The 23,381-nt window shown below is 64.7% G+C and carries 22 protein-coding genes and 1 tRNA gene; 15 read left to right on the top strand and 8 right to left on the bottom strand.

Going from position 1 to position 23,381, the window contains the following annotated elements:
* Nucleotides 1-181: 181 nt before the first annotated feature.
* Complete coding sequence (locus MTX23_RS13800; protein ID WP_280977214.1) at nt 182-1,585, top strand: hypothetical protein; 1,404 nt, start codon at nt 182-184, stop codon at nt 1,583-1,585.
* On the opposite strand, the gene MTX23_RS13795 is transcribed toward MTX23_RS13800, so the two are convergent.
* Both MTX23_RS13795 and MTX23_RS13790 read right to left on the bottom strand, forming a co-directional pair.
* On the bottom strand, nt 1,571-2,323 hold the full coding sequence (locus MTX23_RS13795) for an alpha/beta fold hydrolase (RefSeq protein ID WP_280977213.1): 753 nt from the start codon (nt 2,321-2,323) through the stop codon (nt 1,571-1,573). The two genes, MTX23_RS13800 and MTX23_RS13795, sit on opposite strands and share 15 nt — an antisense overlap.
* Nucleotides 2,324-2,382: 59 nt before the next feature.
* Nucleotides 2,383-3,516: a hypothetical protein gene (locus MTX23_RS13790; RefSeq protein ID WP_280977212.1), complete on the bottom strand. Its 1,134-nt coding sequence runs from the start codon at nt 3,514-3,516 to the stop codon at nt 2,383-2,385.
* A gap of 234 nt (nt 3,517-3,750) precedes the next feature.
* Between MTX23_RS13790 and MTX23_RS13785 the strand changes: the two genes are divergently transcribed.
* The gene (locus MTX23_RS13785; protein WP_280977211.1) at nt 3,751-3,996 is read left to right on the top strand and encodes a zinc-finger domain-containing protein; all 246 of its coding nucleotides are present in this window, start codon (nt 3,751-3,753) and stop codon (nt 3,994-3,996) included.
* 13 nt (nt 3,997-4,009) lie between these two features.
* On the top strand, nt 4,010-5,212 hold the full coding sequence (locus MTX23_RS13780) for an FAD-dependent monooxygenase (protein ID WP_280977210.1): 1,203 nt from the start codon (nt 4,010-4,012) through the stop codon (nt 5,210-5,212).
* Nucleotides 5,213-5,296: 84 nt separating this feature from the next.
* Here MTX23_RS13780 and MTX23_RS13775 read toward each other — a convergent pair whose 3' ends face one another.
* Complete coding sequence (locus tag MTX23_RS13775) at nt 5,297-5,728, bottom strand: twin-arginine translocation pathway signal (RefSeq protein WP_280977209.1); 432 nt, start codon at nt 5,726-5,728, stop codon at nt 5,297-5,299.
* Nucleotides 5,729-5,952: 224 nt separating this feature from the next.
* On the opposite strand from MTX23_RS13775, the gene MTX23_RS13770 reads away from it, so the two are divergent.
* Nucleotides 5,953-6,039, top strand: a tRNA-Leu gene (locus MTX23_RS13770).
* A 79-nt stretch (nt 6,040-6,118) separates the two neighbouring features.
* Here MTX23_RS13770 and MTX23_RS13765 read toward each other — a convergent pair.
* A complete protein-coding gene (locus tag MTX23_RS13765) occupies nt 6,119-6,406 on the bottom strand; it encodes a PilZ domain-containing protein (protein WP_280977208.1) in 288 nt (95 codons plus the stop codon).
* Between the two features lie 295 nt (nt 6,407-6,701).
* Here MTX23_RS13765 and MTX23_RS13760 point away from each other — a divergent pair, with 295 nt between their 5' ends.
* Nucleotides 6,702-6,989, top strand: a complete 288-nt coding sequence (locus tag MTX23_RS13760) for a hypothetical protein (protein WP_280977207.1) — start codon at nt 6,702-6,704, stop codon at nt 6,987-6,989.
* A gap of 124 nt (nt 6,990-7,113) precedes the next feature.
* Here the strand turns inward: MTX23_RS13760 and MTX23_RS13755 are convergent, their stop codons facing one another.
* A complete protein-coding gene (locus MTX23_RS13755) occupies nt 7,114-8,712 on the bottom strand; it encodes an ABC transporter substrate-binding protein (protein ID WP_280977206.1) in 1,599 nt (532 codons plus the stop codon).
* A 266-nt stretch (nt 8,713-8,978) separates the two neighbouring features.
* Between MTX23_RS13755 and MTX23_RS13750 the strand changes: the two genes are divergently transcribed.
* From MTX23_RS13750 to MTX23_RS13710, 9 genes are all read left to right on the top strand, one after another.
* A complete protein-coding gene (locus MTX23_RS13750) occupies nt 8,979-10,109 on the top strand; it encodes a M20/M25/M40 family metallo-hydrolase (RefSeq protein ID WP_280977205.1) in 1,131 nt (376 codons plus the stop codon).
* A gap of 213 nt (nt 10,110-10,322) precedes the next feature.
* The gene (locus MTX23_RS13745; RefSeq protein WP_280977204.1) at nt 10,323-11,264 is read left to right on the top strand and encodes an ABC transporter permease; all 942 of its coding nucleotides are present in this window, start codon (nt 10,323-10,325) and stop codon (nt 11,262-11,264) included.
* 3 nt (nt 11,265-11,267) lie between these two features.
* Nucleotides 11,268-12,155: an ABC transporter permease gene (locus tag MTX23_RS13740; RefSeq protein ID WP_280977203.1), complete on the top strand. Its 888-nt coding sequence runs from the start codon at nt 11,268-11,270 to the stop codon at nt 12,153-12,155.
* Nucleotides 12,152-13,816: an ABC transporter ATP-binding protein gene (locus tag MTX23_RS13735; protein ID WP_280977202.1), complete on the top strand. Its 1,665-nt coding sequence runs from the start codon at nt 12,152-12,154 to the stop codon at nt 13,814-13,816. Before MTX23_RS13740 ends, MTX23_RS13735 begins: the two co-directional genes overlap by 4 nt.
* Nucleotides 13,817-13,981: 165 nt before the next feature.
* Nucleotides 13,982-15,505 carry a M81 family metallopeptidase gene (locus tag MTX23_RS13730; RefSeq protein WP_280977201.1) on the top strand — a complete coding sequence of 508 codons (1,524 nt, stop codon included), beginning with the start codon at nt 13,982-13,984 and terminating at the stop codon, nt 15,503-15,505.
* Between the two features lie 7 nt (nt 15,506-15,512).
* Nucleotides 15,513-16,685, top strand: a complete 1,173-nt coding sequence (locus tag MTX23_RS13725) for a M20 aminoacylase family protein (RefSeq protein ID WP_280977200.1) — start codon at nt 15,513-15,515, stop codon at nt 16,683-16,685.
* Nucleotides 16,678-18,099: an amidase gene (locus MTX23_RS13720; protein WP_280977199.1), complete on the top strand. Its 1,422-nt coding sequence runs from the start codon at nt 16,678-16,680 to the stop codon at nt 18,097-18,099. Before MTX23_RS13725 ends, MTX23_RS13720 begins: the two co-directional genes overlap by 8 nt.
* A 135-nt stretch (nt 18,100-18,234) precedes the next feature.
* Nucleotides 18,235-19,125 carry a crotonase/enoyl-CoA hydratase family protein gene (locus MTX23_RS13715; RefSeq protein ID WP_280977198.1) on the top strand — a complete coding sequence of 297 codons (891 nt, stop codon included), beginning with the start codon at nt 18,235-18,237 and terminating at the stop codon, nt 19,123-19,125.
* Nucleotides 19,122-19,808, top strand: a complete 687-nt coding sequence (locus tag MTX23_RS13710; RefSeq protein ID WP_280977197.1) for an alpha/beta fold hydrolase — start codon at nt 19,122-19,124, stop codon at nt 19,806-19,808. Before MTX23_RS13715 ends, MTX23_RS13710 begins: the two co-directional genes overlap by 4 nt.
* A gap of 25 nt (nt 19,809-19,833) precedes the next feature.
* Here the strand turns inward: MTX23_RS13710 and MTX23_RS13705 are convergent, their stop codons facing one another.
* From MTX23_RS13705 to MTX23_RS13695, 3 genes are all read right to left on the bottom strand, one after another.
* Nucleotides 19,834-20,808, bottom strand: coding sequence for an NADPH:quinone oxidoreductase family protein (locus tag MTX23_RS13705; protein WP_280977196.1), 975 nt, complete (start codon nt 20,806-20,808; stop codon nt 19,834-19,836).
* The gene (locus tag MTX23_RS13700; protein WP_280977195.1) at nt 20,808-21,419 is read right to left on the bottom strand and encodes a 2-hydroxychromene-2-carboxylate isomerase; all 612 of its coding nucleotides are present in this window, start codon (nt 21,417-21,419) and stop codon (nt 20,808-20,810) included. Before MTX23_RS13700 ends, MTX23_RS13705 begins: the two co-directional genes overlap by 1 nt.
* Before the next feature lie 132 nt (nt 21,420-21,551).
* Entirely contained in the window at nt 21,552-22,256 is a 705-nt protein-coding gene (locus tag MTX23_RS13695; RefSeq protein ID WP_280977194.1) for a glutathione binding-like protein, read from the bottom strand.
* 100 nt (nt 22,257-22,356) lie between these two features.
* Here MTX23_RS13695 and MTX23_RS13690 point away from each other — a divergent pair, with 100 nt between their 5' ends.
* Complete coding sequence (locus MTX23_RS13690) at nt 22,357-23,379, top strand: methionine synthase (protein ID WP_280977193.1); 1,023 nt, start codon at nt 22,357-22,359, stop codon at nt 23,377-23,379.
* Nucleotides 23,380-23,381 lie beyond the last annotated feature (2 nt).

Raw genomic sequence — 23,381 nt, 5'->3', positions numbered from 1 at the left:
TACGGTTGTTCGGTTGCGCGTTATAGCACGATGGAACAGGCGCGTCCCCGGGCGGTTGGGTAGGGTAGCCCCGGCCAAACGCCCCCGAGCGGCCGTCTAGGGGAAGTGGTCGGGATTTTGCCGAAATCAAGCCGTGCTTCTGCAACTATTGGCGGATTTCTTCCCTAACGGAGTTTTGGGCATGGTCGGCCCCAAGACGGGGGGATACATCATCAATACGATCAATACGCAGGTTTTACGCGCGCGCCTTACCGATGCATGGTCGGTCTGGGTCGCCACCATCGCCATTCCCCTATTGCTGCTCGCGCCCGCCTTCTGGAACGGCTATCCGCTGCTCCAATGGGATACGGGCGGCTATCTGGCCCGCTGGTACGAGGGATATCTGGTGCCGAGCCGGTCCACGGTGTTCGGCATCTACCTGCATCTCGGCGAAGCATCGAGCTTCTGGCTCAACCTCGGCGTCCAGGCGCTGGCGACGCTATGGATCCTGCACTTGACGCTGCGGGTGTTCGGCCTCGCCCGGATGGTCCGGCTGGTCCCGATCGGCCTCGTGCTGATCCTGACCACTGCCCTGCCCTGGCTGGCCAGCATGCTGCTGACCGACATCTTCGCCGGCCTGTCGGTGCTCGCGCTGTTCGTCTTCGTCCTGCATGGCGGGAAGATCGGGACGCTGGAAAAGTGCGCGCTGTTCGCGTTCATCGCATTCTCGGGCGCGACCCACAGCGCGACGCTCGCGGTCCTGCTCGGCCTGTGTTGCGTCGGCTGGGTTGCACGCCCGTTCCTCGGCAAACGCATCCCGGCCACCGGCCTGCTGCAAGGCAGCCTGACCATCGTTGCCGGCGCCATCATGTTGCTGGCGGCGAATTTCGCCCTTTCCGGCCAACTCGCCTGGACGCCCGGCGGCTACGGCGTCGCGTTCGGCCGCATGCTGCAAGACGGCATCGTCACGCAATATCTGCGGGACCATTGCGCGACGGAGAACCTCAAGCTCTGTCCCTATCGCAACGAGCTGCCGCCGACCGCCGACGACTTCCTGTGGGGCCACAGCATGTTCGACAAGCTCGGCCGCTTCCAGGGCCTGAATGACGAGATGGGCCACATCGTGGTGCGGTCGCTCGCCGAATACCCGGCATGGCAGGCCAAGGCGGCGCTGGCCGCGACCGCGGACCAGCTTGTGCATGTGGCGACCGGCGAAGGCACCAACGGCTGGATTCCCCACACCTACGGCATCATCGAGCGTTATATTCCGTCGCAAGTCGCAAAGATGCGCGCGGCGCGCCAGCAGCGCTGGCGACTCGATTTCACTGCAATGAACCGCGTCCACGTGCCGGTCGCACTGGGCTCGATGCTCATCGTCGCGCTCCTGTTCGCCTACGGCCTGTGGCGGCGACGGCGTGACGACCTCACTTTACTCGCGGGCACGGTCACGCTCGCCTTGCTCGGCAACGCCGTCATCTGCGGCGTGATATCCGGTCCGCACGACCGCTACGGCGCGCGCCTGGTCTGGATCGCAACCTTCGTGGTGTTGATCGCGGCTACGCGCATGTTCGGCCAACGTGACGCCGATGAGCTAGGCTCGCCGTGACAGGAAGTCGGCGACGCCGGTCTTGTAGACCTTGTCGCCGACGGCCCGCATGTGATCGCGGTTCGGGATGTCGAGCACCTCCGCGCCCGGAATGATCCTGCCGAGCGCCACCGCCGAGCCCGCGATCTCGTCCTTGCTGCCGACCGCAATCAGCACCGGCACGCGAATGCCAGCAGCCTCCGCTCTCGTCATCAGACGGCGCGAACCGCGCAGGCAGGCCGCGAGCGCGCGGCGGTCGGAGCGGGTCTGGTCGGCAAAGGCGCGGAAGGTGCGGCCGACCGGATCGGCGACATCGTCGAACGACGGCGCTTCCAGCGCGAGCGCGACATTCTCGCCGGGGCCACCACCCTCGATCAGTCCGATGCCGATGCCGCCCAGGATCGCCGAGCGCAGCCGGTCGGGATTCTCCCGCGCCAGGATCGCGGTCATCCGCGAGCCCAGCGAATAGCCCATGACGTCGGCGCGCGCGATCTCGAGATGATCCATCAGCGCGATCACGTCGCTCGCCATGATCGCGATCTCGTACTGCGCGGGATCGTAGAGCTTGGCGGACTCGCCGTGGCCGCGATTGTCGAGCGCGATGACGCGTCGGCCGGCCTTGACCAGGTCGGACACCCAGGTCGGATAGATCCAGTTGACGTTCTTGCTCGACGCAAAGCCGTGCACGAGCACGATCGGCTCACCCTCGCCTTCGTCGAGATAGGCAATTTCAACATCGCCGTGATGAAAACTCGGCATCATCCATTCCGTTGCTTTTGGGGGGATTGGGATTTGGCGATCGACAGGCGATCGCAAGCTTAGCCCTGGGCGGCAGGACCCGCCAGCGCAACCTGGGCCGCCATCTGCCGCTGCAGGCGGCGCGCCTTGCTCCGCCTGAGCCACGATGCTGTGGCCCGCTCGGCGGTCGCCTTGATCGACGACAGGAAGCCGAACAGCGTGAGCAGCGCGCCGAACAGCCACATCGTCAGATTGAATGTCCCGGCCACGAGCAGCAGCGCGCCGCGGCCGAGCAGTTTCAGGATCGCACGGGTCTGACCGCCCTTCGCTTCCGCAAGCCGGGCGGCGCGCGTAAGATCCTTCGGGCTCTCCGCGACCTTCAGAGTGTCGCGCGCGGCGCGAACACCGGCCGCTTCGCCGATGCGCCCGACGTCCTTGGCGGCGCGAACAAGCGCACCGGCCTTGTCGGCACGGAAGGCGGCGCGGATCGCGCTCGCGGTTTCCGCCGGCCGAAATACCGAACCGGATGCGACCGCCTCTCGCAACGCCGGCGTGTCGACAACGTCCCGCGTCGAACGGCCAGCCCATTCGACCAACCCTTCGCTCAGCCGCCCCGCCTTGCGCGTATCCTTGACCAGCGTCAGTCCGGCGCGCAGCGGCCCGACGCCGCCGACCGAAATATAGGTCGCCGCGGTAACCGCGAGCCCGGCCGCTGCGAGCCCGAGCACCAGACGGTCGGTATCCTCACCCATCGCCAGGTGCTTGCCCTCGCGCACGACGTCCCTGACATCGCCGAACACGAAGAGATCGCCCGCGACCGTGCCGGACAGGCTTGCGACATCGTCGGCATTGCCGGTCACGAGGCCGGCGGCGAACCCTTTGGCAAAATGCGTGGTGGAATTTTGTTCGGCGACCGCATCGTCGACGCGCTTTGCGAGATCGTCACTGAGCACGATTTTCTTCTCGCGCGCGACCGCGACGAAGCTCGCCGCGAGATCGGCATCGTCAGAGGCGAGCGCCGCCTCGATATTCTCGGAGAGCAATGCAGGATTGCTCCGCAGGACGGAATTCAGCCTGACATCGGCGAGCGCTGCGGGATCGTCCTGCGCCGCCAGCACGACGCCAGCATCGCGGGCATGCGGCCAGATCGCGACGCCCAGCGCAACGCTTGCTGCCATGCCAGCCACCGCGAAGCTGAGACGCATCCGGTTCATTCCGCGAAGAAACCTCTAGTTTAATTCGCCTTGGAAATAGTGTGCCGTTTTTGCGACACAACGGCTCCGACCAAAGGAGGGCTTCTCTGGGACGACAAGATTGTGTCGAATTTGCATGAGCAGATGAGCGATCGGGGCTCTAGGAATCAATTGTTCCCGCCAGTATGGTGCGCCGCGTTTCGCAGTGCCGCAGCCGAATGCGTTCGTCCGCCGTTGCCCACCCAAGGTGAGATTATGTCCGACCACGTCGTCCCGCACTTCCATAACGATGCCGGTGTCTCGGTGATCGAGATCGGCTCGCAGGAATTCATGTGCGTGGGCGCAAACCCGCCATTCGACCATCCGCACGTGTTCCTCGACCTCGGCAACGACAACGAGATCATCTGCCCGTACTGCTCGACGCTCTATCGTTTCGCGCCCGACCTCGGTCCCGGTGAGGCACGCCCTCCGGAATGTGTGCTGAAGGACAAGGTCGCCTGACCGCTCCCGCTCCGTGGCGCTGACGCGAACCGTTATCGTTGCAGGCGCCGGAATCGGAGGACTGACGGCGTCGCTGACGCTGGCAGAGCAAGGTTTCCGCGTCGTGGTGCTCGAACGGGCCGAGCGGCTCGAGCAAGCCGGTGCTGGCATCCAGCTCTCACCCAACGCCAGCAGAATCCTGGTCGAGCTCGGACTGAAGGAGCGGCTTGCACCGCGCGCGGTGACGCCTGAATCCGTCAACATCATGAGCGCGCGGGCCGGCGGCGAGATCGCGCGGATGCCGCTCGGCGAAGCCGCTGCGTTCCGCGCCGGCGCCCCCTATTGGGTGATCCATCGCGCCGACCTGCAGGCCGTGCTCCAGGCTGCAGTCAACGACCACCCCGACATCGATCTCCGCCTCGGCTGTCAGTTCGATGATGTTAGCAAGCACGCCAACGGACTGATGGTGGTGCAGCGGCGCGGCAATGCACGGCAACAGGAACTGGCTGTGGCGCTGATCGGCGCGGACGGCATCTGGTCGTCGGTGCGCGGGCATCTGTTCCCTGACATTCAGCCGCGGTTTTCCGGCTTGATCGCTTGGCGCGGCACGCTGGAGGCGAGCGCCTTGCCGCGCGAATACACCACGCCGCATGTGCAACTCTGGATGGGGCCTGACGCGCATCTTGTCGCCTACCCGATTTCGGCCGGACGACAGATCAACGTCGTCGCAATCACAGCCGGCGCCTGGAACCAGCCGGGCTGGAGCGCGCCCGGCGACACCGACGAGATCAAGGGCGCGTTCGCCATGTCGCGCTGGCCCTCGACCGCGCGGATGCTGGTCGGCGCGGTCGGGTGTTGGCGCAAATGGGCGCTCTTCACCCTGCCCGATCTCGGCCGCTGGAACGAAGGCGCGATGGCGCTGCTCGGCGACGCTGCGCATGCGATGCTGCCATTTGCCGCGCAGGGCGCCGGCATGGCGATTGAGGACGCTGCCGTGCTCGCAAGGGCCCTCAGCGACAGCACCGGCGAAAATATATCGGAAATTCCGGCCGCGCTGGCGCGCTATACGCGGATGCGGCGTGCGCGTGTGTTGCAGGTGCAGCGCTTGGCCCGGCAACAGGGCCGGATCTATCACCTGAGCGGGGCCGCCGCGATCGCGCGCGACCTTGCCCTCCGCGCGATGGGACCGCATCGCATGCTGGCACGGCAGGATTGGATCTACGACTGGTGCTTGTAGGCTCGCGCCTGGTGCACTTTCGCACTGATTGGAACTGACGTGTTTTCTTCACGCTGACCGGTGTCCACGGCGCTCGGAAACGCGTTAGTGGAGGCCGGAACGCGGTCGCGCCCCCTTCGCGCTGGGTGTGGGCGTGAGGGCCGGTGTCGCCGCAGGGGCGTCCGGCGTCGTTTCATGGCACTTGTTCTTGCGCCAGGCTTCGTCCGCGAACTTCTGCTGGCCATGGATCGCAATCAGCTCGTTGCGGTAGGCCATTTCGGATATCACGGCACCGCCGACGCCGGTCCGGGCCTTTGCCATCAGCCCTTCCTGCTCCGCGGCACGGTTTGCAAGGCCCTTACGTTCGGCCTCGAGCTGTTTGCAATCATAGAGTTCGTATTTGGCGGGATCGGCAAAAGCCGAGGACATCGAGTCGCCGATCTGCGCGCAGCCGGATTCGCCCGCGGCCAAGGCGAGCAACGCAGCGACGACAGCCGCGCGCGACAGGCTTCGGCGGCGTGAAAAGCGAACGGACATGCAGCTTTCTTAGTCGGACAGTGTTGAGATTGCCTAAAGCAGCCGCCGGTGTCCGGATTGAGGCTTCTTGGGGGCAGCGCACTGCCTTATCCCGTGATGCGCTATTGCGCAAATGGTATTGCGCACTGACGCGCTAAGCCATTGAAACCGCATCTGTTCGAACAGGATAATGACAATTCCACTCGGCCGCCAAACGCGCTAGAAATCGGCGCGCTTGGCGCAACGCGGACGTGGCGGAACTGGTAGACGCAAGGGACTTAAAATCCCTCGATGGCAACGTCGTGTGGGTTCGACTCCCACCGCCCGCACCAACCTTCGCTCAGGGTGAAGGCCGTCGCACCGAAGCACCGCGGTCGGGTTTTGGCGACCACCGGCATGGCAGGCCGCGCGTCAAACGAATGCGAGTCCGAGACGCTTCCCCTTTTTCCACACGATCCGGGACGCTCGTCGCTCGCCCTCGACGGCAAGGACGAAGCGGTCAGGAAACCAGAGCGGCGAGTTGACCTCGATGCCGGCCCCCTCTGCCGAGAGGCTGCGGACCGTACATGGAATCGCTTCGCTGCCGAACTCGATCGCCCCGGACTTGAGAATCCGGCGGCGCAGAGCGGCGCGCCGCTCCTGGGTGGCGGTTGGCCATTGTGCGCCGATCGGCGCGGGCTTGATATCGTCTTCGACCATGGACCGGCCGCGGTATGCACAGAATCGGGCATTTAGGTTGCGGCGCATACCTGACACGAGGCTTGCGCACAAGCAACCATGGATGCGACGTGGGGCCCAACACAGGGGCATGCCAACCGATTGGGCATACCGCTAGCGACATGAATAGCACACCCATCACCTTATCGTGTCCTACGGTGTAGCGCAGTTCACAAGAGACTCTCACGGAGTGGCGTAGCTTTCATCCGCCGGAAACTCCGACCGCATTTTTCGCGGGCTTCGCGTCCCTAATTGATTTCAATCGGAGATTTGTTTCATGGCCATTGCCGAGCCCAATCCGATTCCCGACAGCCAGGCGCATGACAACGTCGCTGCGACAATCACCCATAGGGACGACGCCGCCCATTGCAGCAATGGATTGAGCGTACGGAAATTCCGCGACGGGACGCAGGAGGAGCACGCGGTCTTTCGACGATGGATCCGCGGCGTGGTCGGCTTCTACGGCATCCTCCTGTTGGCGAGCGGCGTGTTCATCTCTCTGAACCACGCGCGCGTGGGCTCGATCGAGCTCACGAGCCTCGCGGACCGCGCGGCCTCCCGATAAAGGAACGCACCTCCCGAACAACGATGTCGAGGCCCGTGCAAATTGCTGCCCATGCCGCCCGCGAAAACGAGAAATGGCCGGGACGAACCCGGCCATTTGTCCTGGGTGAGGCTTGCGCCCGCGCCTACTCCGACTTGTCGATATTCCAGAAGATCGGAGTGGCCGGTCCGTCGAGCACGCCGGTGAGTGACTTCCGCCACGCGCTGGGCGCCTGGTATTGGCCCAGCGGAATGTAGATGACCTGAGCGTAGGCCTCCTTCTGGATCTCGGCTGCAATCTTCTTCTGCTCGTCGAGCGAAGGCGCACGAACGAAGGCATCCTTCAGCTGCTCGATCTTGGCGTCTTCGGCCCAGCCGAACCAGCCGCCATTCTTGCCCTGTCCACCGATCGAGAGGTTGGTGATCGGATTGGAGACGTCGGCGCTGACCCAGTTGGTGAAGAACATGTTCCAGCCGCCCTCCTTCGGAGGCTTCTGGCTGGCGCGTCGGCTCACGACGGTCTGCCAGTCGGTCGCCTGCAGGTCGACCTTGAAGCCAGCCTCCCGCAATTGCTGGGCGGCAACGACCGGTTGCGCTTTCAGAGTGGTGACGTCTCCCGGCGCCATGATCACGACCGGCGTGCCGTCGTAGCCGGACTCGGCGAGCGCCTTCTTGGCCTCGGCGATGTTGCCGCCCTTCAGCAAGGTCTCACCACCGACATCCGTCGCGAACGGCGTGTCGCAGATGAAGAAAGCGACGCAGGTCTTGTAGTATTTGGGATTGCCGACCAGCGCGTCGAGCACGTCCTTCTGGTTGACGGCAAGCAGCGCGGCGCGACGGACCTTGACGTTGTCGAAGGGCGGATAGAGGAAATTCATCCGACCGAGGGTCTGGAAACCGAACTTGTTCAGCGTCTCGACCTTGAGATCCGGATTGCTTTCGAGAACCGGCAACATATCGAACGATGGATTTTCCATGAAATCGATGTCGCCTGACTGCAGCGCGTTGATCGCGGTTTGCGCATCCGCCATCGTGAGCCACTCGACGCGGTCAACCTTCACGACCTTGCCGCCCGCGGTCCAACTCGCCGGCTCCTTGCGCGGCACATAATCCTTGTTCTTGACATACACCGCCTTCACGCCCGGCTGGAATTCAGACTGGACAAACTTGAAGGGACCTGAGCCGATCTGCTCCGGAATCGGCTTGTCCGGCGGCGTTTCGGCAAGCCGCTTCGGCATCATGAAGGCAACGCGCGACGACGGCTTGCCGATCGACTCCAGGACCAAGCCGTACGGCTCTTTCAGCTTCAGCGTGATCGTCTTGGCATCAGTGGCCTCGAGGCTGGCCGTGAAGTCCATCAGCTTCTGGCCCATGCCGTCGACCTTGGCCCAGCGCTTCAGCGAGGCGACGCAGTCCTCGGCGGTCACCGGCGTTCCATCGTGCCACTTCAGGCCGTCGCGCAGCGTGAAGGTGTAGGTGAGCTTGTCGTCGGACACTTTCCAGTCCGCCATCTGCGGCTGGATCTTGAAGTTGGAATCCGTCGCCAGCAGCGTGTCATAGATCATGTAGCCGTGGTCACGCGTAATATAGGCCGTGGTCAGGATCGGATCGATGATGCGCAAATCCGAATGCATCACTGCGGTGATGGTCTTCTCCGCGGCCATCGCCTTCGGCACAAACGACAGCGCAAGCACCGACAGCGCAGCCGCTATCGTGTGATGCTTCCAACGCGACCTGAGGAACATGCAATCTCTCCTGACGTGAAAGTGGTCAAAGCCGGCTTATTCGTTATGCATGCGGTTCGTTATTTAGGCGAACTAACACGCTGTATGGCTTGCGAAATCGAGACTTGCACCAAGCGCTGTGCGCGTCAATCGGGTTTTGGTCGCGATCGGACGTACACAAACGAATTTCCTGCTGCGCTGCATTTTGGCTTTACAAAATCGCCGCGTAAGATTTTCGTAGGCCCGCGCGATGCCGGCGCGGTCAGAGAAGCGAAGCGAGAATAACCATGAACCCAGCCAATCTTCCGTTCGATTCCGAAGCGATGTTGCAGGGCCTGCGCGGCTGGGTGGAGTGCGAGAGCCCGACCTGGGACGCTGCGGCGGTCGAGCGCATGCTCGATCTCGCGGCACGCGAGATGGCGATCATGGGTGCGACCATCGAGCGCATCGCCGGACGTCAGGGCTTCGCCGGCTGCGTGCGCGCCCGCTTTCCCCATCCCAAGCAAGGCCAGCCCGGAATCCTGATTGCCGGACATCTGGACACCGTGCATCCGGTCGGCACCATCGAGAAGCTGAAATGGCGGCGCGAAGGCAACAAGTGCTATGGCCCCGGCATCTTCGACATGAAGGGCGGCAACTATTTGTCGCTCGAAGCGATCCGGCAACTGGCGCGCGCGTCGTTCACGACGCCGCTGCCGATCACAGTGCTGTTCACCCCGGATGAAGAGGTCGGCACGCCGTCGACGCGGGACATCATCGAGGCAGAAGCGGCCCGCAACAAATATGTGCTGGTGCCGGAGCCGGGCCGGCCGAACAACGGTGTCGTCACCGGCCGCTACGCGATCGCACGCTTCAATCTGGAAGCCATCGGCAAGCCCAGCCATGCGGGCGCGACGCTCTCCTCCGGCCGCTCCGCGATCCGCGAGATGGCGCGGCAGATCCTCGCCATCGACGGCATGACGACCGAGGACTGCACCTTCTCGGTCGGCATTGTGCACGGCGGCCAGTGGGTCAATTGCGTTGCAACAACCTGCACCGGCGAAGCGCTCAGCATGGCCAAGCGCCAGGCCGATCTCGACCGCGGCGTCGAGCGGATGCTGGCGCTGTCAGGCACCAGCAATGACGTGACGTTCAAGGTGACGCGCGGCGTCACCCGCCCGGTCTGGGAACCCGATGCCGGCACGATGGCTTTGTACGAGAAGGCAAAAGGCCTCGCTCGCGAGATGGGCCTCGATCTGCCACATGGCAGCGCCGGCGGCGGCTCCGACGGCAATTTCACCGGAGCGATGGGCATCCCCACCCTCGATGGCCTCGGCGTCCGCGGCGCTGACGCACACACACTCAATGAGCATATCGAGGTCGACAGCCTCGCCGAGCGGGGCCGCCTGATGGCTGCGCTGTTGGCGACGCTGGAGTAAACGCCGTTCATCGCCGATACGGATTACTTGCCGCGGGAGTCCTTGAAGCGCGAACGCAATCCACCATTCAGTGGACGGCCTCGCGCTTCATGACGGGAATAATCCACAAAGGGATTAGCTGCACCGCAAAAATGCCGGCTCCGATGGCACAGGACTTGCTGAGGTGCTACGGTCCCCCGGGGACTTTATCGACCACAATCCAACGGAGTGCATTTGCTCGGCTATCTCGTTCGCCGCATCCTCGCCGCCATTCCCGTGATGGGAGTGGTCGCTCTGTTCGTGTTCCTGCTGCTGCGGCTGACGCCCGGCGATCCCGCCGCGATCCTCGCCGGCGACAATGCTACGCCGGAACAGCTCGAACGCATCAGAACATCGCTCGGCCTCAATGAGCCGATCTACATCCAGTTCTACACCTGGATCGTCAAGCTGCTGCACGGCGATCTCGGCGTCTCCCTGATCTCCAACGTGCCGGTGCTGAAGATGATCAGCCAGCGCGTCGAGCCCTCGATCTCGATCGCGCTGACCACGATCGTGCTGTCGATCCTGGTCGCGGTGCCGCTTGGCGTGATCGCGGCGTGGAAGCACGGCACCTGGATCGACCGCGGCGTGATGGGCCTTTCGGTGCTCGGCTTCTCGGTGCCGGTGTTCGTGATCGGCTACGTCCTGATCCAGGTCTTTGCGATCGACCTGCGCTGGCTGCCGGTGCAAGGCTTCAAGAGCATCTCCGCCGGCTTCGGTCCGTTCTTCGAGCGCATCATCCTGCCGACCTGCACCCTCTCCTTCATCTATGTCGCGCTGATCGCGCGCATGACGCGCGCCTCGATGCTCGATGTGCTCGGCGAGGACTACGTGCGCACAGCGCGTGCCAAGGGCATAGGCGAGACCGGGGTGCTGCTGCACCACGCGCTGCGCAACGCCGCCGTGCCCGTCATCACCGTGATCGGCTCCGGCTTCGCGCTGCTGATCTCAGGTGTCGTCGTCACCGAGAGCGTATTTAATTTGCCCGGGATCGGCCGCCTCACCGTCGATGCGGTGCTGGCGCGCGACTATCCGGTGATCCAGGCCATGATCCTGCTGACGTCTGGCATCTATGTCGGGGTCAACCTGCTGATCGACGTTGCTTACACCCTGCTCGATCCTCGTATCCGGTACTGAGCGATGGCGATCGATACCCTCCCCGAATCCTCGATTCCGGTCACCCGGCCGTTCCGGCTGAAACTCGGTTTCCTGACCGCGACGCCGATCATCGCCGTTGCGACGATCTGTCTCGTCCTCATCATCCTGATGGCGATCTTCGCGCCGCTGCTCGCGCCGCACGATCCGCTGCTACTGACACCGGCGCAGCGGCTAAAGCCGTCCTCTGCGCAGTTCCTGCTCGGCACGGATGCCTATGGCCGCGACGTGCTGTCGCGGATCATCTATGGCGCCCGGATCTCGCTCCTGATCGGGCTTGGCGCCGCCATCTGCTCGATCGGCATCGGGCTTCTGATCGGCCTCGTCTCCGGCTTCTTCCGATGGGTCGACGCCGTCATGATGCGCGTGATGGACGGCTTGATGGCGATCCCCTCCATCCTGCTCGCGATCGCCGTGGTGTCGCTATCGGGCGCCAGCATCTGGACCGTGATGATCGCGATCACCATCCCCGAAATCCCGCGCGTGGCGCGACTGGTGCGCTCGGTGGTGCTGACCGCGCGCGAGGAGCCCTATGTCGAGGCCGCGATCTCGGTCGGTTCCAGCCTGCCCAAGATCATGTGGCGGCACTTGATGCCGAACACGATCGCGCCCCTGATCGTGCAAGGCACCTATGTCTGCGCATCCGCGATCCTCACCGAGGCGATCCTGTCGTTCCTCGGCGCCGGCATCTCGCCGGAAACGCCGACCTGGGGCAACATCATGGCGGAGGGCCGCGCCTATTTTCAGGTCAAGCCGTCGCTGATCTTCTGGCCGGGACTTCTGCTCTCGATCGCCATTCTCAGCGTCAATCTGATCGGGGACGCCGCACGCGACGCGCTCGATCCCCGCATGAAGCAGCGTGAGGGCAAGTGACCGCAGCCAAGTCAACCAACGTCGTCCTCGACATCAACAATCTCGTCGTCAGCCTCGGCCGGAAGACGGATGCTCACCGCATCATCGACGACCTGTCGCTGCAGGTGCGCGAAGGCGAAACGCTGTGCCTCGTCGGCGAAAGCGGCTCCGGCAAATCGGTGACCTCCCTGACCGTAATGGGCCTGCAGCAGAAGGGCACGCTGGTGCCGTCCGGCGGCTGCATCAAACTGGTCGGCGAGGATCTGCTCGGCGCCAGCGACCGCCGGCTGCGCCAGCTGCGCGCGACGCGGATGGCGATGATCTTCCAGGAGCCGATGACCGCGCTCAATCCGGTGGTGCCGGTCGGCCGCCAGATCGACGAAGTGCTGCGCGCCCACACCGATCTCGATGCCCGCGCACGGCGGCAGAAGATCCTGGCGATGATGGAGCACGTGCGGCTGCCCGACGTGCAGCGCATCTTCTCCTCCTATCCGCACCGCCTCTCGGGTGGACAACGCCAGCGCATCATGATCGCGATGGCGCTGGTGCTGGAGCCGAAGCTGCTGATCGCGGACGAGCCGACCACCGCGCTCGACGTCACCACCCAGAAACAGATCCTCACCTTGATCCGCGACCTGCAGCGCGACCACGGCACCGCGGTGCTGTTCATCACCCATGACATGGGCGTGGTTGCCGAGATCGCCGACCGCGTCGCCGTGATGCGACATGGCCGGCTGGTCGAAGCCGGCGCGCTGCAGGACGTGCTGCGCAATCCGAAGATGGATTACACGCGCAATCTCCTGTCCTCGGTGCCGAGCCTCGTGCCGCGCGCGCCGCGCCCGGAGACCACCGAACCGGTCGTGCTGGAGGCCAACGAGCTCGGCAAGGTCTATCGGGAACGGTCACTGTTCGGCAAGGCCCGCGAGGTCGCCGCCGCACAGAACGTCACCCTCACCTTGCGCAAGGGCCGCACGCTCGGCATCGTCGGCGAAAGTGGCTCCGGCAAATCGACGGTGGCGCGCTGCATCGTCCGCCTGATCGACCCGACCTCCGGCGGCGTGCGCCTCGCCGGCCGCGAGATCTCCGATTTGTCGCGGCGGCTCTTGCAGCCGCATCGCCAGAAGATCCAGATCGTGTTCCAGGATCCCTACCGCTCGCTCAATCCACGCGTCACCGTCGGCGAGAGCATCGCGGAGGGCCCGATCAATTACGGCATGCCGCGCAAGGACGCACTTGCGAGAGCCCGCGAGCTGCTCGAGTTGGTCCACCTGCCGCCCGATGCCATCTCGCGCTACCCGCACCAATTCTCCGGCGGCCAGCGCCAACGCATCGCAATCGCACGTGCCCTGGCGCTCGATCCCGATGTGCTGGTGGCGGATGAAGCAGTCTCTGCACTCGACGTCTCGGTGCAGGCGCAGGTGCTGGATCTGCTTGACGAGATCCAGAAACGGCTTGGCATCGCGCTGCTGTTCATCACCCACGATTTGCGCGTCGCCGCACAGATTTGCGACGACGTCGCCGTGATGCAGCATGGCCGTGTCGTGGAACAGGGACCGGCCGCCGAGGTGCTGACCAATCCACAGCAGGCTTATACCCGCGCCTTGCTCGATGCCGCCCCCGGTCGCGGCTGGGACTTCGCAAATTTCCGCGCGGTTTCGGAAGGCATTGTGGCAACGGCCTAAGCCTTTAGCCTTATGCCTTTAGCCTTAGGCCTTCGATACGCCCATGCGGCATGCAAATCCGGAAGTGCTCCACGGCTTGCGCTTGGCGCGACGACACGCTTAACGTCGCCGGCCAGAGCATGATCCGTCGCATCATGATCGAAGAAACGTGTCGAGACTGACTTGATGACTCGCATTGCCGTTGGCGGCTTCCTGCACGAGACCAATACCTTCGCGCCGACGAAGGCAACCTATGACGACTTCGTGCATGGCGGCGGCTGGCCGTCGATGGCGCATGGCGCTGATGTGCTCAAGGTCATGCGCGGGATTAATGTCGGCCTCGCCGGCTTCGTCGAGGCGGCGGAGGCCAATGGCTGGGAGCTGGTCCCGACGATCTCGGCTGCCGCGAGCCCGTCGGCGCATGTGACGAAGGATGCCTTCGAGCGGATCGTCAAGGAGATGGTCGACGGTATCGCCGCGGCCGGGCCGATCGATGCCGTCTATCTCGACCTGCACGGTGCGATGGTGACCGAGCACCATGACGACGGCGAAGGGGAAATCCTCGCCCGCGTGCGCAAGGTGATCGGCAAGGATCTGCCCTTGGTGGCGAGCCTCGACCTACACGCGAATGTGTCGCCCGAGATGATCGCACACGCCGACGCGCTGATCGCCTACCGCACCTATCCCCATGTCGACATGGCCGACACCGGCCGTGCCTGCGCGAGACATCTGGCGCTGCTGCTCAAGACCGGCCAGCGCTTCGCGAAATCATTCCGGCAATTGCCGTTCCTGATCCCGATTAGCTGGCAATGCACCAACGACCAGCCGACCAGGGGCATCTATCAGAAGCTCGCAGCACTGGAGAGCGACGCCGTGCCGACGCTCTCCTTCGCGCCGGGCTTTCCGGCCGCCGATTTCAGGGACTGCGGGCCCAGCGTGTTCGCCTATGGCCGGACGCAAGCCGATGCGGACGCGGCCGCCGACAGGATCGTCGCGCTGGTCGAGAGCCATGAAGACGATTTCGACGGCCGCATCTATTCGCCCGACGAGGGCGTGCGGCTGGCGATGGAGCTGGCGCAATCGGCGAGCAAGCCGATCATCATCGCCGACACCCAGGATAATCCCGGCGCCGGCGGCGATTCCGACACCACCGGCATGCTGCGTGCGCTGGTGCGCAACAAGGCCGTCGGTGCCGCCACCGGCGTGATCTACGATCCGCAATCGGCAAGGACCGCGCATGCGGCCGGCGTCGGCGCGACCGTCACACTCGATCTCGGCGGCAAGTCCGGGATTCCCGGCGACGCGCCGTACAAGGAAACCTTTGTCGTCGAAAAGCTCTCCGACGGCAAGTTCGTTGCACCCGGTCCCTATTATGGCGGCCGCGACATGGACATGGGGCCATCGGCCTGCCTGCGCATCGGCGATGTCCGCGTTGTCGTCGGCTCCTACAAGGCCCAGCTCGCCGACCAGTCGATGTATCGCTATGTCGGCATCGAGCCGACGACGCAGAAGATCCTGGTCAACAAGAGCTCGGTGCATTTCCGCGCCGATTTCGAGCCGATCGCGGCAAAACTCCTGATCTGCGCCGCACCCGGCGCGATGCCGGCCGATACCGCCTCGTTGCCCTGGAAACATTTGCGTCCGGGCATTCGCATCAAGCCGAACGGTCCCGCCTTCACGCCCACCTCCCCATCACGCACCAACGGATAGAGAGACCATGCCCACAATTGAGCGCATCGACAGCTTTGCCGACGAACTCACCGCCATCAGGCGGGATTTGCACGCGCATCCCGAGATCGGTTTCGAGGAAGTGCGGACGTCCGGCATCGTCGCCGACAAGCTGCAGAGCTGGGGCATCGAGGTGCATCGCGGCCTCGGCGGCACCGGCGTGATCGGCGTGCTCAAGGGCAAGGGCAACGGCACCAAGCGGATCGGCCTGCGTGCGGACATGGACGCGCTGCCGATGGAGGAGAACACCAACCTGAAGTGGCGCTCGACCATTCCCGGCCGCTTCCACGGCTGCGGCCATGACGGCCACACCACGATGCTGCTCGGTTCGGCGCGCTACCTCGCCGAGACCCGCAATTTCGACGGCACCGTGCATTTCATCTTCCAGCCGGCCGAGGAAGGCCTCGGCGGCGCGCGGGCGATGATCAAGGACGGCCTGTTCCAGAAGTTCCCCTGCGACGAGGTCTACGGCCTGCACAACGCGCCCGACCTCAATCATGGCGAAATCGCCATCCTGCCGGGGCCGGCTATGGCCGGCGCCGATTTCTTCGATATCAGGATCCACGGCTATGGCGCGCACGGCGCGATGCCGGAGCGCTCCAAGGACGCGGTCGTGATTGCAATGTCGCTTGGACAGGCGCTGCAGTCGATCGTCAGCCGCAATGTCGATCCGCTGCAGCCCGCGGTGGTCTCGATCACGCAGATCCACTCCGGCTCCGCCTACAACGTGATTCCGGGCGAGGCCTGGCTATGCGGCACCGTCCGCGCCTTCGACGATGACACCCGCGCATTGATCCGCAAGCGCATGCGCGCGATCTGCGCCGGCATGGCGGCGGCCTACGATGTCGAGATCGAGGCTGACATCCGCGACACATTCAGCGTGCTGGTAAACCAGGAAGAGCAGTCCCGCGTGGTCGAAGAGGTCGCGCGCACCGTGGTCGATCCCGCCAAAGTGTTCACCCGCTCAACGCCGAAGATGGGCAGCGAGGATTTCGCTGACATGATGCAGGCCATTCCGGGCGCGTATTTCTGGGTCGGCCATGACGGCTCGGTCCCCGTGCATAATCCCGGTTACGTCCTCGACGACAAGATCCTGCCGATCGGCGCCAGCATGTTCGCCCGCATCATCGAGAAACGCATGCCGGTAGGTGCCCATGCCTAAGTCCGCACAGGACGCCATCACATCGCTGCACGATCTCTCCGCCGTCGACCTGCTCGCCGGCTATCGTGCGAAGCAGTTCTCGCCGTCGGAGGTCCTCGAAGAGGTCATCGCCCACGTGGCGGCATGGGAGCCGCACATCAAGGCGCTGTACCTCTACGATCCCGACGGGGCGCGCAAGGTTGCGAAGGCCTCGACCGAGCGCTGGAGCCAGGGCGAGCCGGCGGGCACGCTCGACGGCGTTCCCGCAACCATCAAGGACAATGTCGCGACCAAGGACCAGCCGGTGCCGCTGGGCACAGCGAGCGTCAAGCTCGTGCCGGCGCCGAAGGATGCGCCGCCCGCCGCGCGGTTGCGCGAAGCGGGCTGCGTGATCTTCTCCAAGACCACGATGCCCGACTACGGCATGCTGTCGTCGGGACTGTCTTCGTTCCATCCCCTCACCCGCAATCCCTGGGATGTCAGCAAAAACCCCGGCGGATCGAGCGCCGGCGCGGGTGCGGCCGGTGCCGCCGGATATGGCCCGCTACATCTCGGCACCGACATCGGCGGCTCGGTGCGGTTGCCGGCCTGCTGGTGCGGCCTCGTTGCCCTGAAGCCGAGCCTCGGCCGCGTTCCGATCGACCCGCCCTATGTCGGCCGCGTCGCCGGTCCCATGACCCGCACCGTCGACGACGCCGCGCTGATGATGAGCGTGCTGTCGCGCCCCGACCGCCGCGACGGCATGAGCCTGCCCGCCGCACTCGAGGTCAACTGGAAGGCGCTCGAGAAGTCGCCGCGCAAGCTGCGCATCGGCCTGATGCTCGATCTCGGCGTCGGCCAGAAGCTCGAGAAGGAGGTTCACGAGGTCGTCGTCAGGGCGGCGAAGGCGTTCGAATCCACCGGCGCCGCGATCACCGAGATCGACGGCATCCTGACCCAGGAGATGCTCGAGGGGCTCGACAATTTCTGGCGTGCCCGGATGTGGGACGATCTCTCGAAACTGCCGGCGGCCGAGCGCGACAAGACCCTGCCTTACATCCTCAAATGGGGCGAGGCCGGCGCGAAGCTCTCCGGTGTCGACGTCGTGCGCGGCTTCAACCAGACGATGGCGATCCGCGCGGCGGCCGCGAAGCTGTTCGGCGAGATCGACTACGTGATCTCGCCGGTGTCGCCGGTGGTGAACTTCCCGGCAGAGTTCGCCGCGCCGCTCAACGATCCGGCGAAGCCGTTCGAGCACATCTGCTATACCGTGCCGTGGAATATGTCGGAGAACCCTGCGCTATCGATCAATGGCGGCTATGACAAGAAGGGCTTTCCGATCGGCGTTCAGATTATCGGCCGCCGCTTCGACGACATCGGCGTGCTCGGCATGGGCAAGGCTTTCGAGAGCCTGCGCGGCGCGCAGAAACCGTGGCCGACGCCGCCGAAGAAATAGCGCCTCAACGCAAGTCGCGATGCGCGGCACCGCTCCGCGCATCCGGCTTCTTCACAAGGGATGCATTGCCGGGTTATCTGGATGAAGATGTGCGCTGCGCTCTTCATCCAAGAAAACCGAGAGGAAATCATCCCCATGGCGTATGAGACGATCAAGTACGAGGTCGCCGAGCAGATTCTCACCATCACGCTGAATCGGCCCGACAAGCTCAACGCCTTCAACGCCACGATGCAGCAGGAGCTGATCGACGCGTTCGACAAAGCCGACAAGGACGACGACGTCAGGGCCATCATCGTCACCGGTGCAGGCCGCGGCTTCTGCGCCGGCGCCGACCTGTCCTCCGGCGCCAACACCTTCGACCGCGACGCGCGGCGCGGCCCGGTGCGGCGGAATGCCGACGGCAGCGTCGACTACAGCGATCCGCAGGTGCGCGACGGCGGCGGCCAGGTGACGCTGCGCATCTTCAAGTGCCTGAAGCCGGTGATCGCCGCCGTGAACGGTCCGGCGGTCGGCATCGGCGTTACCATGCAGCTTGCGATGGACATCCGCATCGCCTCCGAGGCCGCCCGCTTCGGCTTCGTGTTCTCCCAGCGCGGGATCGTGCCGGAGGCTGCCTCGAGCTGGTTCCTGCCGCGCATTGTCGGTATCTCGCAGGCGCTGGAATGGTGCTATTCCGGCCGTGTCTTCCCGGCGCAGGAGGCGCTCGCCGGCCGGCTCGTCAGCAAGGTGGTGCCGCCGGACGATCTGTTGCCGACCGCGCGTGCGCTCGCCAAGGAGTTCGCGGCCAAGACCGCGCCAGTGTCGGTGGCGCTGATCCGCCAGATGATGTGGCGGATGCTGGGCGCCGACGATCCAATGGAAGCGCACAAGGTCGACAGCCGCGGCATCTATGCCCGCGGCCGCTCCGATGACGTCAAGGAAGGCGTGGTGTCTTTCCTGGAGAAGCGTCCCGCGCAGTTCAAGAACAAGGTGTCGTCGGACATGCCCGACTATTTCCCGTGGTGGCAAGAGCGCGAGTATAAGTGAGCGAACGGCGTCCCGCGACGTCAACACCTGACGGCGTCGTCCTGCTGCACGGCATCAGCAGGACGGCGCGCTCGTTTCGCAGGATGGAGCTGGCGCTACAGGCCGCCGGCTTTGTCACCCTCAATCTCGATTATGACAGCCGGAGGAAGCCGCTCGATGCGCTGGCCGAGGACATCCATCCTGCGGTCGAGCTGTTCGCGGGCGACCTTGGGGGCTCCGTCCATTTCGTCTGCCATTCCATGGGCGGCCTGCTCGCCCGCGTCTATCTCGCGAGGCACCGCCCGCTGCGGCTCGGCCGCGTCGTGATGCTGGGCACGCCGAATGGCGGCAGCGAGATCGCCGACCGCCTGAAAAACCTCGTAGCCTATCGCGCGTTCTTCGGCCCGGCCGGTCAGCAGCTCGTCACCCGCCGCGATGCCGCGACCAGCGCGATGCTGCCGCCGATCGATTACGCCACTGGCATCATCGCGGGTAACCGCTCGATCTATCCGATCACCTCCATCGGGCTGCCGCGGCCGCACGACGGGCGGGTCTCTATCGTCAACACCAAGCTCGACGGCATGGCCGATCACATCGTGGTCCGCGCCTCGCATCCCTGGTTGGTGCGCCATCGCGAGGCGATCATGCAGACCATCGCATTCCTGCAAGAGGGGAAGTTCGGCGCAAATCGCAGGGCGGACTAGCGAAGCCTAATCCGCCCTGTACAGCTTATTTGGTCAGCAGCGCCACGCGCCCGATTGCCTTGCGTTCGATCAGGAGCCGCATCGCCTTCGCATAATCCTCGAGCGGCAGGCGGTGTGAGATGTTGGGCCGCACCTTGCCGGCTTCCGCCCACTCGCTCAGCGTCTTGAACCTGACCTCGCCGAGCGCGGGATTCTTCCGCACCGCCTCGCCGGCGCGAACGCCGAGCACGCTCGCCCCCTTGATCATCAGCAGATTGGTGCGGGCAAGACCGATCCCGCCGGTGAAGCCGACCACAAGGATCCGCGCGCCCCAATTGATGCAGCGCATGGAGTTCTCGAACACCTCGCCGCCGACGGGATCGAACACCACGTCGGCGCCGCGGCCATCGGTGAGGCGTTTGACGACGTCGCGGAACGGCTCGCGTTCGTAGAGCAGGACGTGATCGGCGCCACGCGCCTTTGCGATAGCCAGCTTCTCCTCGCTGGAGGCCGCCGCGATCACGGTGGCGCCGAGCAGCTTGCCGATCTCGACCGCGGCAAGCCCCACCCCGCCGCCAGCGCCGTGCACCAGCAGCACCTCGCCCGGCTTGATCTGTCCGCGGTCGATCAGCGCGTGGTACGCGGTGCCGTGCGCGGCAAGGAACGTGGCGCCTTCCGCATAGTCGAAGGTTGACGGCACCGGCACGAGCTGCGACAGTGTCGCGACCGTCTCGTCGCAATAGGCGCCGAAACGCATCTTGACGATCACCCGGTCGCCGACGGCGACACCAGCGGCACCGTTGATCTCGACGACATCGCCGGCAGCTTCAGAGCCTGGCGTGAACGGCAGCGGCGGCTTGAGCTGATACTCGCCCGCGGCCATCAGGATGTCGGGGAAATTGATCCCGGCGGCGCGGATCGCGACACGGACCTCGCCCGGCTTCAGCGGCACCGAGGCGAAGCTTTCCAGGCGCAGGCGCTCGGGCGGCCCGAGCTCGCGGCAGACGACAGCTTTCGGCATCAGGCAGCTCGCGCCTTGAGACGTGCCAGCGCCTCGCGGACCAAGGGCAGCCGGTCGTTGCCGAAATACATGTCGGTCTTGTCGATGAAGATCGTCGGCGAGCCGAAGCCGCCGCGCGCCATCACCTCGTCCGTATTGGCCTTGAGCTGGTCCTTGACCGCCTGGTCGCCGATCCCGGCAAGGAATTTTTCCGGATCGATCCCGAGCTTGCCGCAGATCTCGGTCAGCACCGCGTCCTGCGAAATGTCCTTGTCATCGCCCCAATAGGCTTCGAACACGGCGCGGGCGAACGGCACCATCTTCTCATTGCCGAGCCAGACGCAGCCGCGCATCGCTTTCACGCTGTTCACCGGAAACACAGTCGGCGGCATCTTGATCGCAAGCCCCGCCGAGCGCGCCCAGTCGGCGAGATCCTTCTTCATGTAGCGCGCCTTCAGCGGCACCGGCTTCTCGCGCTGCGCGTAAACCGACGGATTGACGGTATTGAAGATGCCGCCGACCAGGATCGGCCGCCAGGTGATCTCGACACCGAACTCCTTCGCCAGCGGCTGGATGTTGTGCCAGGCGAGATAGGTCCATGGGCTGGAACAGTCGAAGAAGAATTCGATCATGGCGTTTCCTTTGTTCTCGCTTCTCTCAATCCTCATCCTGAGGAGCGCGGAGCGCGTCTCGAAGGATGAGGCTACCATCCGGGCCTCATGGTTCGAGACGGCTACGCCTCCTCACCATGAGGGGTTATAGCGTCATTTCCTCTCGGCAAGCGCCTTCGCGCGCTGCCCGAACATGTTCCTACGCGCCTCTTCGTCGAACGGCTCCTTGACGAATTTGCCGATCGCAAGCCCCGCTTGCACCTGCGGCCGCGCCCGCACGGTCGCGTACCAGCGCTTGATGTTCGGGTAATCGTCGAGGGTGAAGCCCTGCGCCTTGTGGGTCATGGTCCAGGGGAAGCAGGCGATGTCGGCGATCGAGTAGTCGTCACCGGCGATATAGGCGCCGGTCTTGCCGAGCTGACGGTCGAGCACGCCGTAGAGCCGCGCCGCCTCGTCGCGATAGCGCTCGATCGCGTAAGGAATCTTCTCGGCGGCATAGAGCGCGAAATGGCCGTGCTGGCCGAGCATCGGACCCAAACCGCCCATCTGCCACATCACCCATTGGATGACGGTCGACCGCGCGCGCAGCTCCTGCGACAGGAAACGGCCGGTCTTATCAGCGAGATAGATCAGGATGGCGCCGGTCTCGAACGCCGAGAACGGCCCTCCGCCGTCGGCCGGCGCGTGGTCGACGATCGCCGGGATCCGGTTGTTAGGGCTGATCGCCAGGAACTCGGGGCGAAACTGCTCGCCGGCCCGGATGTTGACCGGGATGACCTTGTAGGGGAGCCCCAGTTCCTCCAGCATGATCGAGATTTTCCAGCCGTTTGGCGTCGGCGCGTAGTGCAGATCGATCATGGGCGTGCTTATTCCCGGTCACAAAGACTTTTGTTGTTCTGTACCTCCAGCATAGGACATGGCACACAGGCGCTCAATCCGAACCCATCGGGAGGCTCCCATGTTGTTTCCAACCACGATCGCGGGCTCCCTGCCCAAGCCGGAATGGCTGGCGGAGCCGGACATGCTGTGGGCGCCGTGGAAATCTCAAGGCGCAGAGCTCGCCCGCGCCAAGCGCGACGCCACGGTGCTTGCGGTCAAGCTGCAGGAGGATGCCGGCGTCGACATCGTCACCGAGGGCGAACAGGCGCGGCAGCATTTCGTGCACGGCTTCCTGGAGAAGATCGAGGGCATCGATTTCGCCCACAAGGTCGAAATGGGCATCCGCAAGGACCGCTATAAGGCGATGGTCCCGCAGGTGGTTGCGCCGCTCAGGCTCAAGGGCCGCGTCCACGACGCTGAAGCCCGCGCTGCGCGTGCGCATACCAAGAACAAGCTGAAGTTCACCCTGCCCGGCCCGATGACCATCATCGACACCATCGCCGACCGCCACTACGGCGACCGCGTCAAGATGGCCTTTGCCTTCGCCGAACTCTTGAACCAGGAGGCCAAGGCGCTGCAGGCCGACGGCGTCGACATGATCCAGTTCGACGAGCCCGCCTTCAACGTCTACATGGACCAGGTCCGCGACTGGGGCATCAAGGCCTTGGAGCGCGCGGCCGAAGGGCTGACCTGCGCGACGGCCGTGCACATCTGCTACGGCTACGGCATCAAGGCCAACACCGACTGGAAACAGACGCTCGGCGGCGAATGGCGCCAGTATGAAGAGACCTTCCCCGTGATCGACAGAAGCTCGATCCAGCAGGTCGCGATCGAATGCCGCAATTCGAAGGTGCCGCTGGAATTGCTGGCCGCGCTCCCCGGCAAGATCGTGCAGGCCGGCGTGATCGACGTCGCCAGCGACGAGGTCGAGACTGCCGAGGACGTCGTCAAGGTGATTGAAGCCGTCGCCAAGTTCGTGCCGAAGAGCAACATCATCGCGACCACCAATTGCGGCATGGCGCCGATGCGGCGGGATATCGCCGAAGCCAAGCTGCTCGCGCTCGGTGCCGGCGCGAGGCTGGCGCGGCAGCGGCTGGCCTAAGG

It is taken from the genome of Bradyrhizobium sp. ISRA436 (genome assembly GCF_029910015.1).
Classification (GTDB): domain Bacteria; phylum Pseudomonadota; class Alphaproteobacteria; order Rhizobiales; family Xanthobacteraceae; genus Bradyrhizobium.
This window is presented reverse-complemented; position numbering and strand designations above follow the sequence as displayed.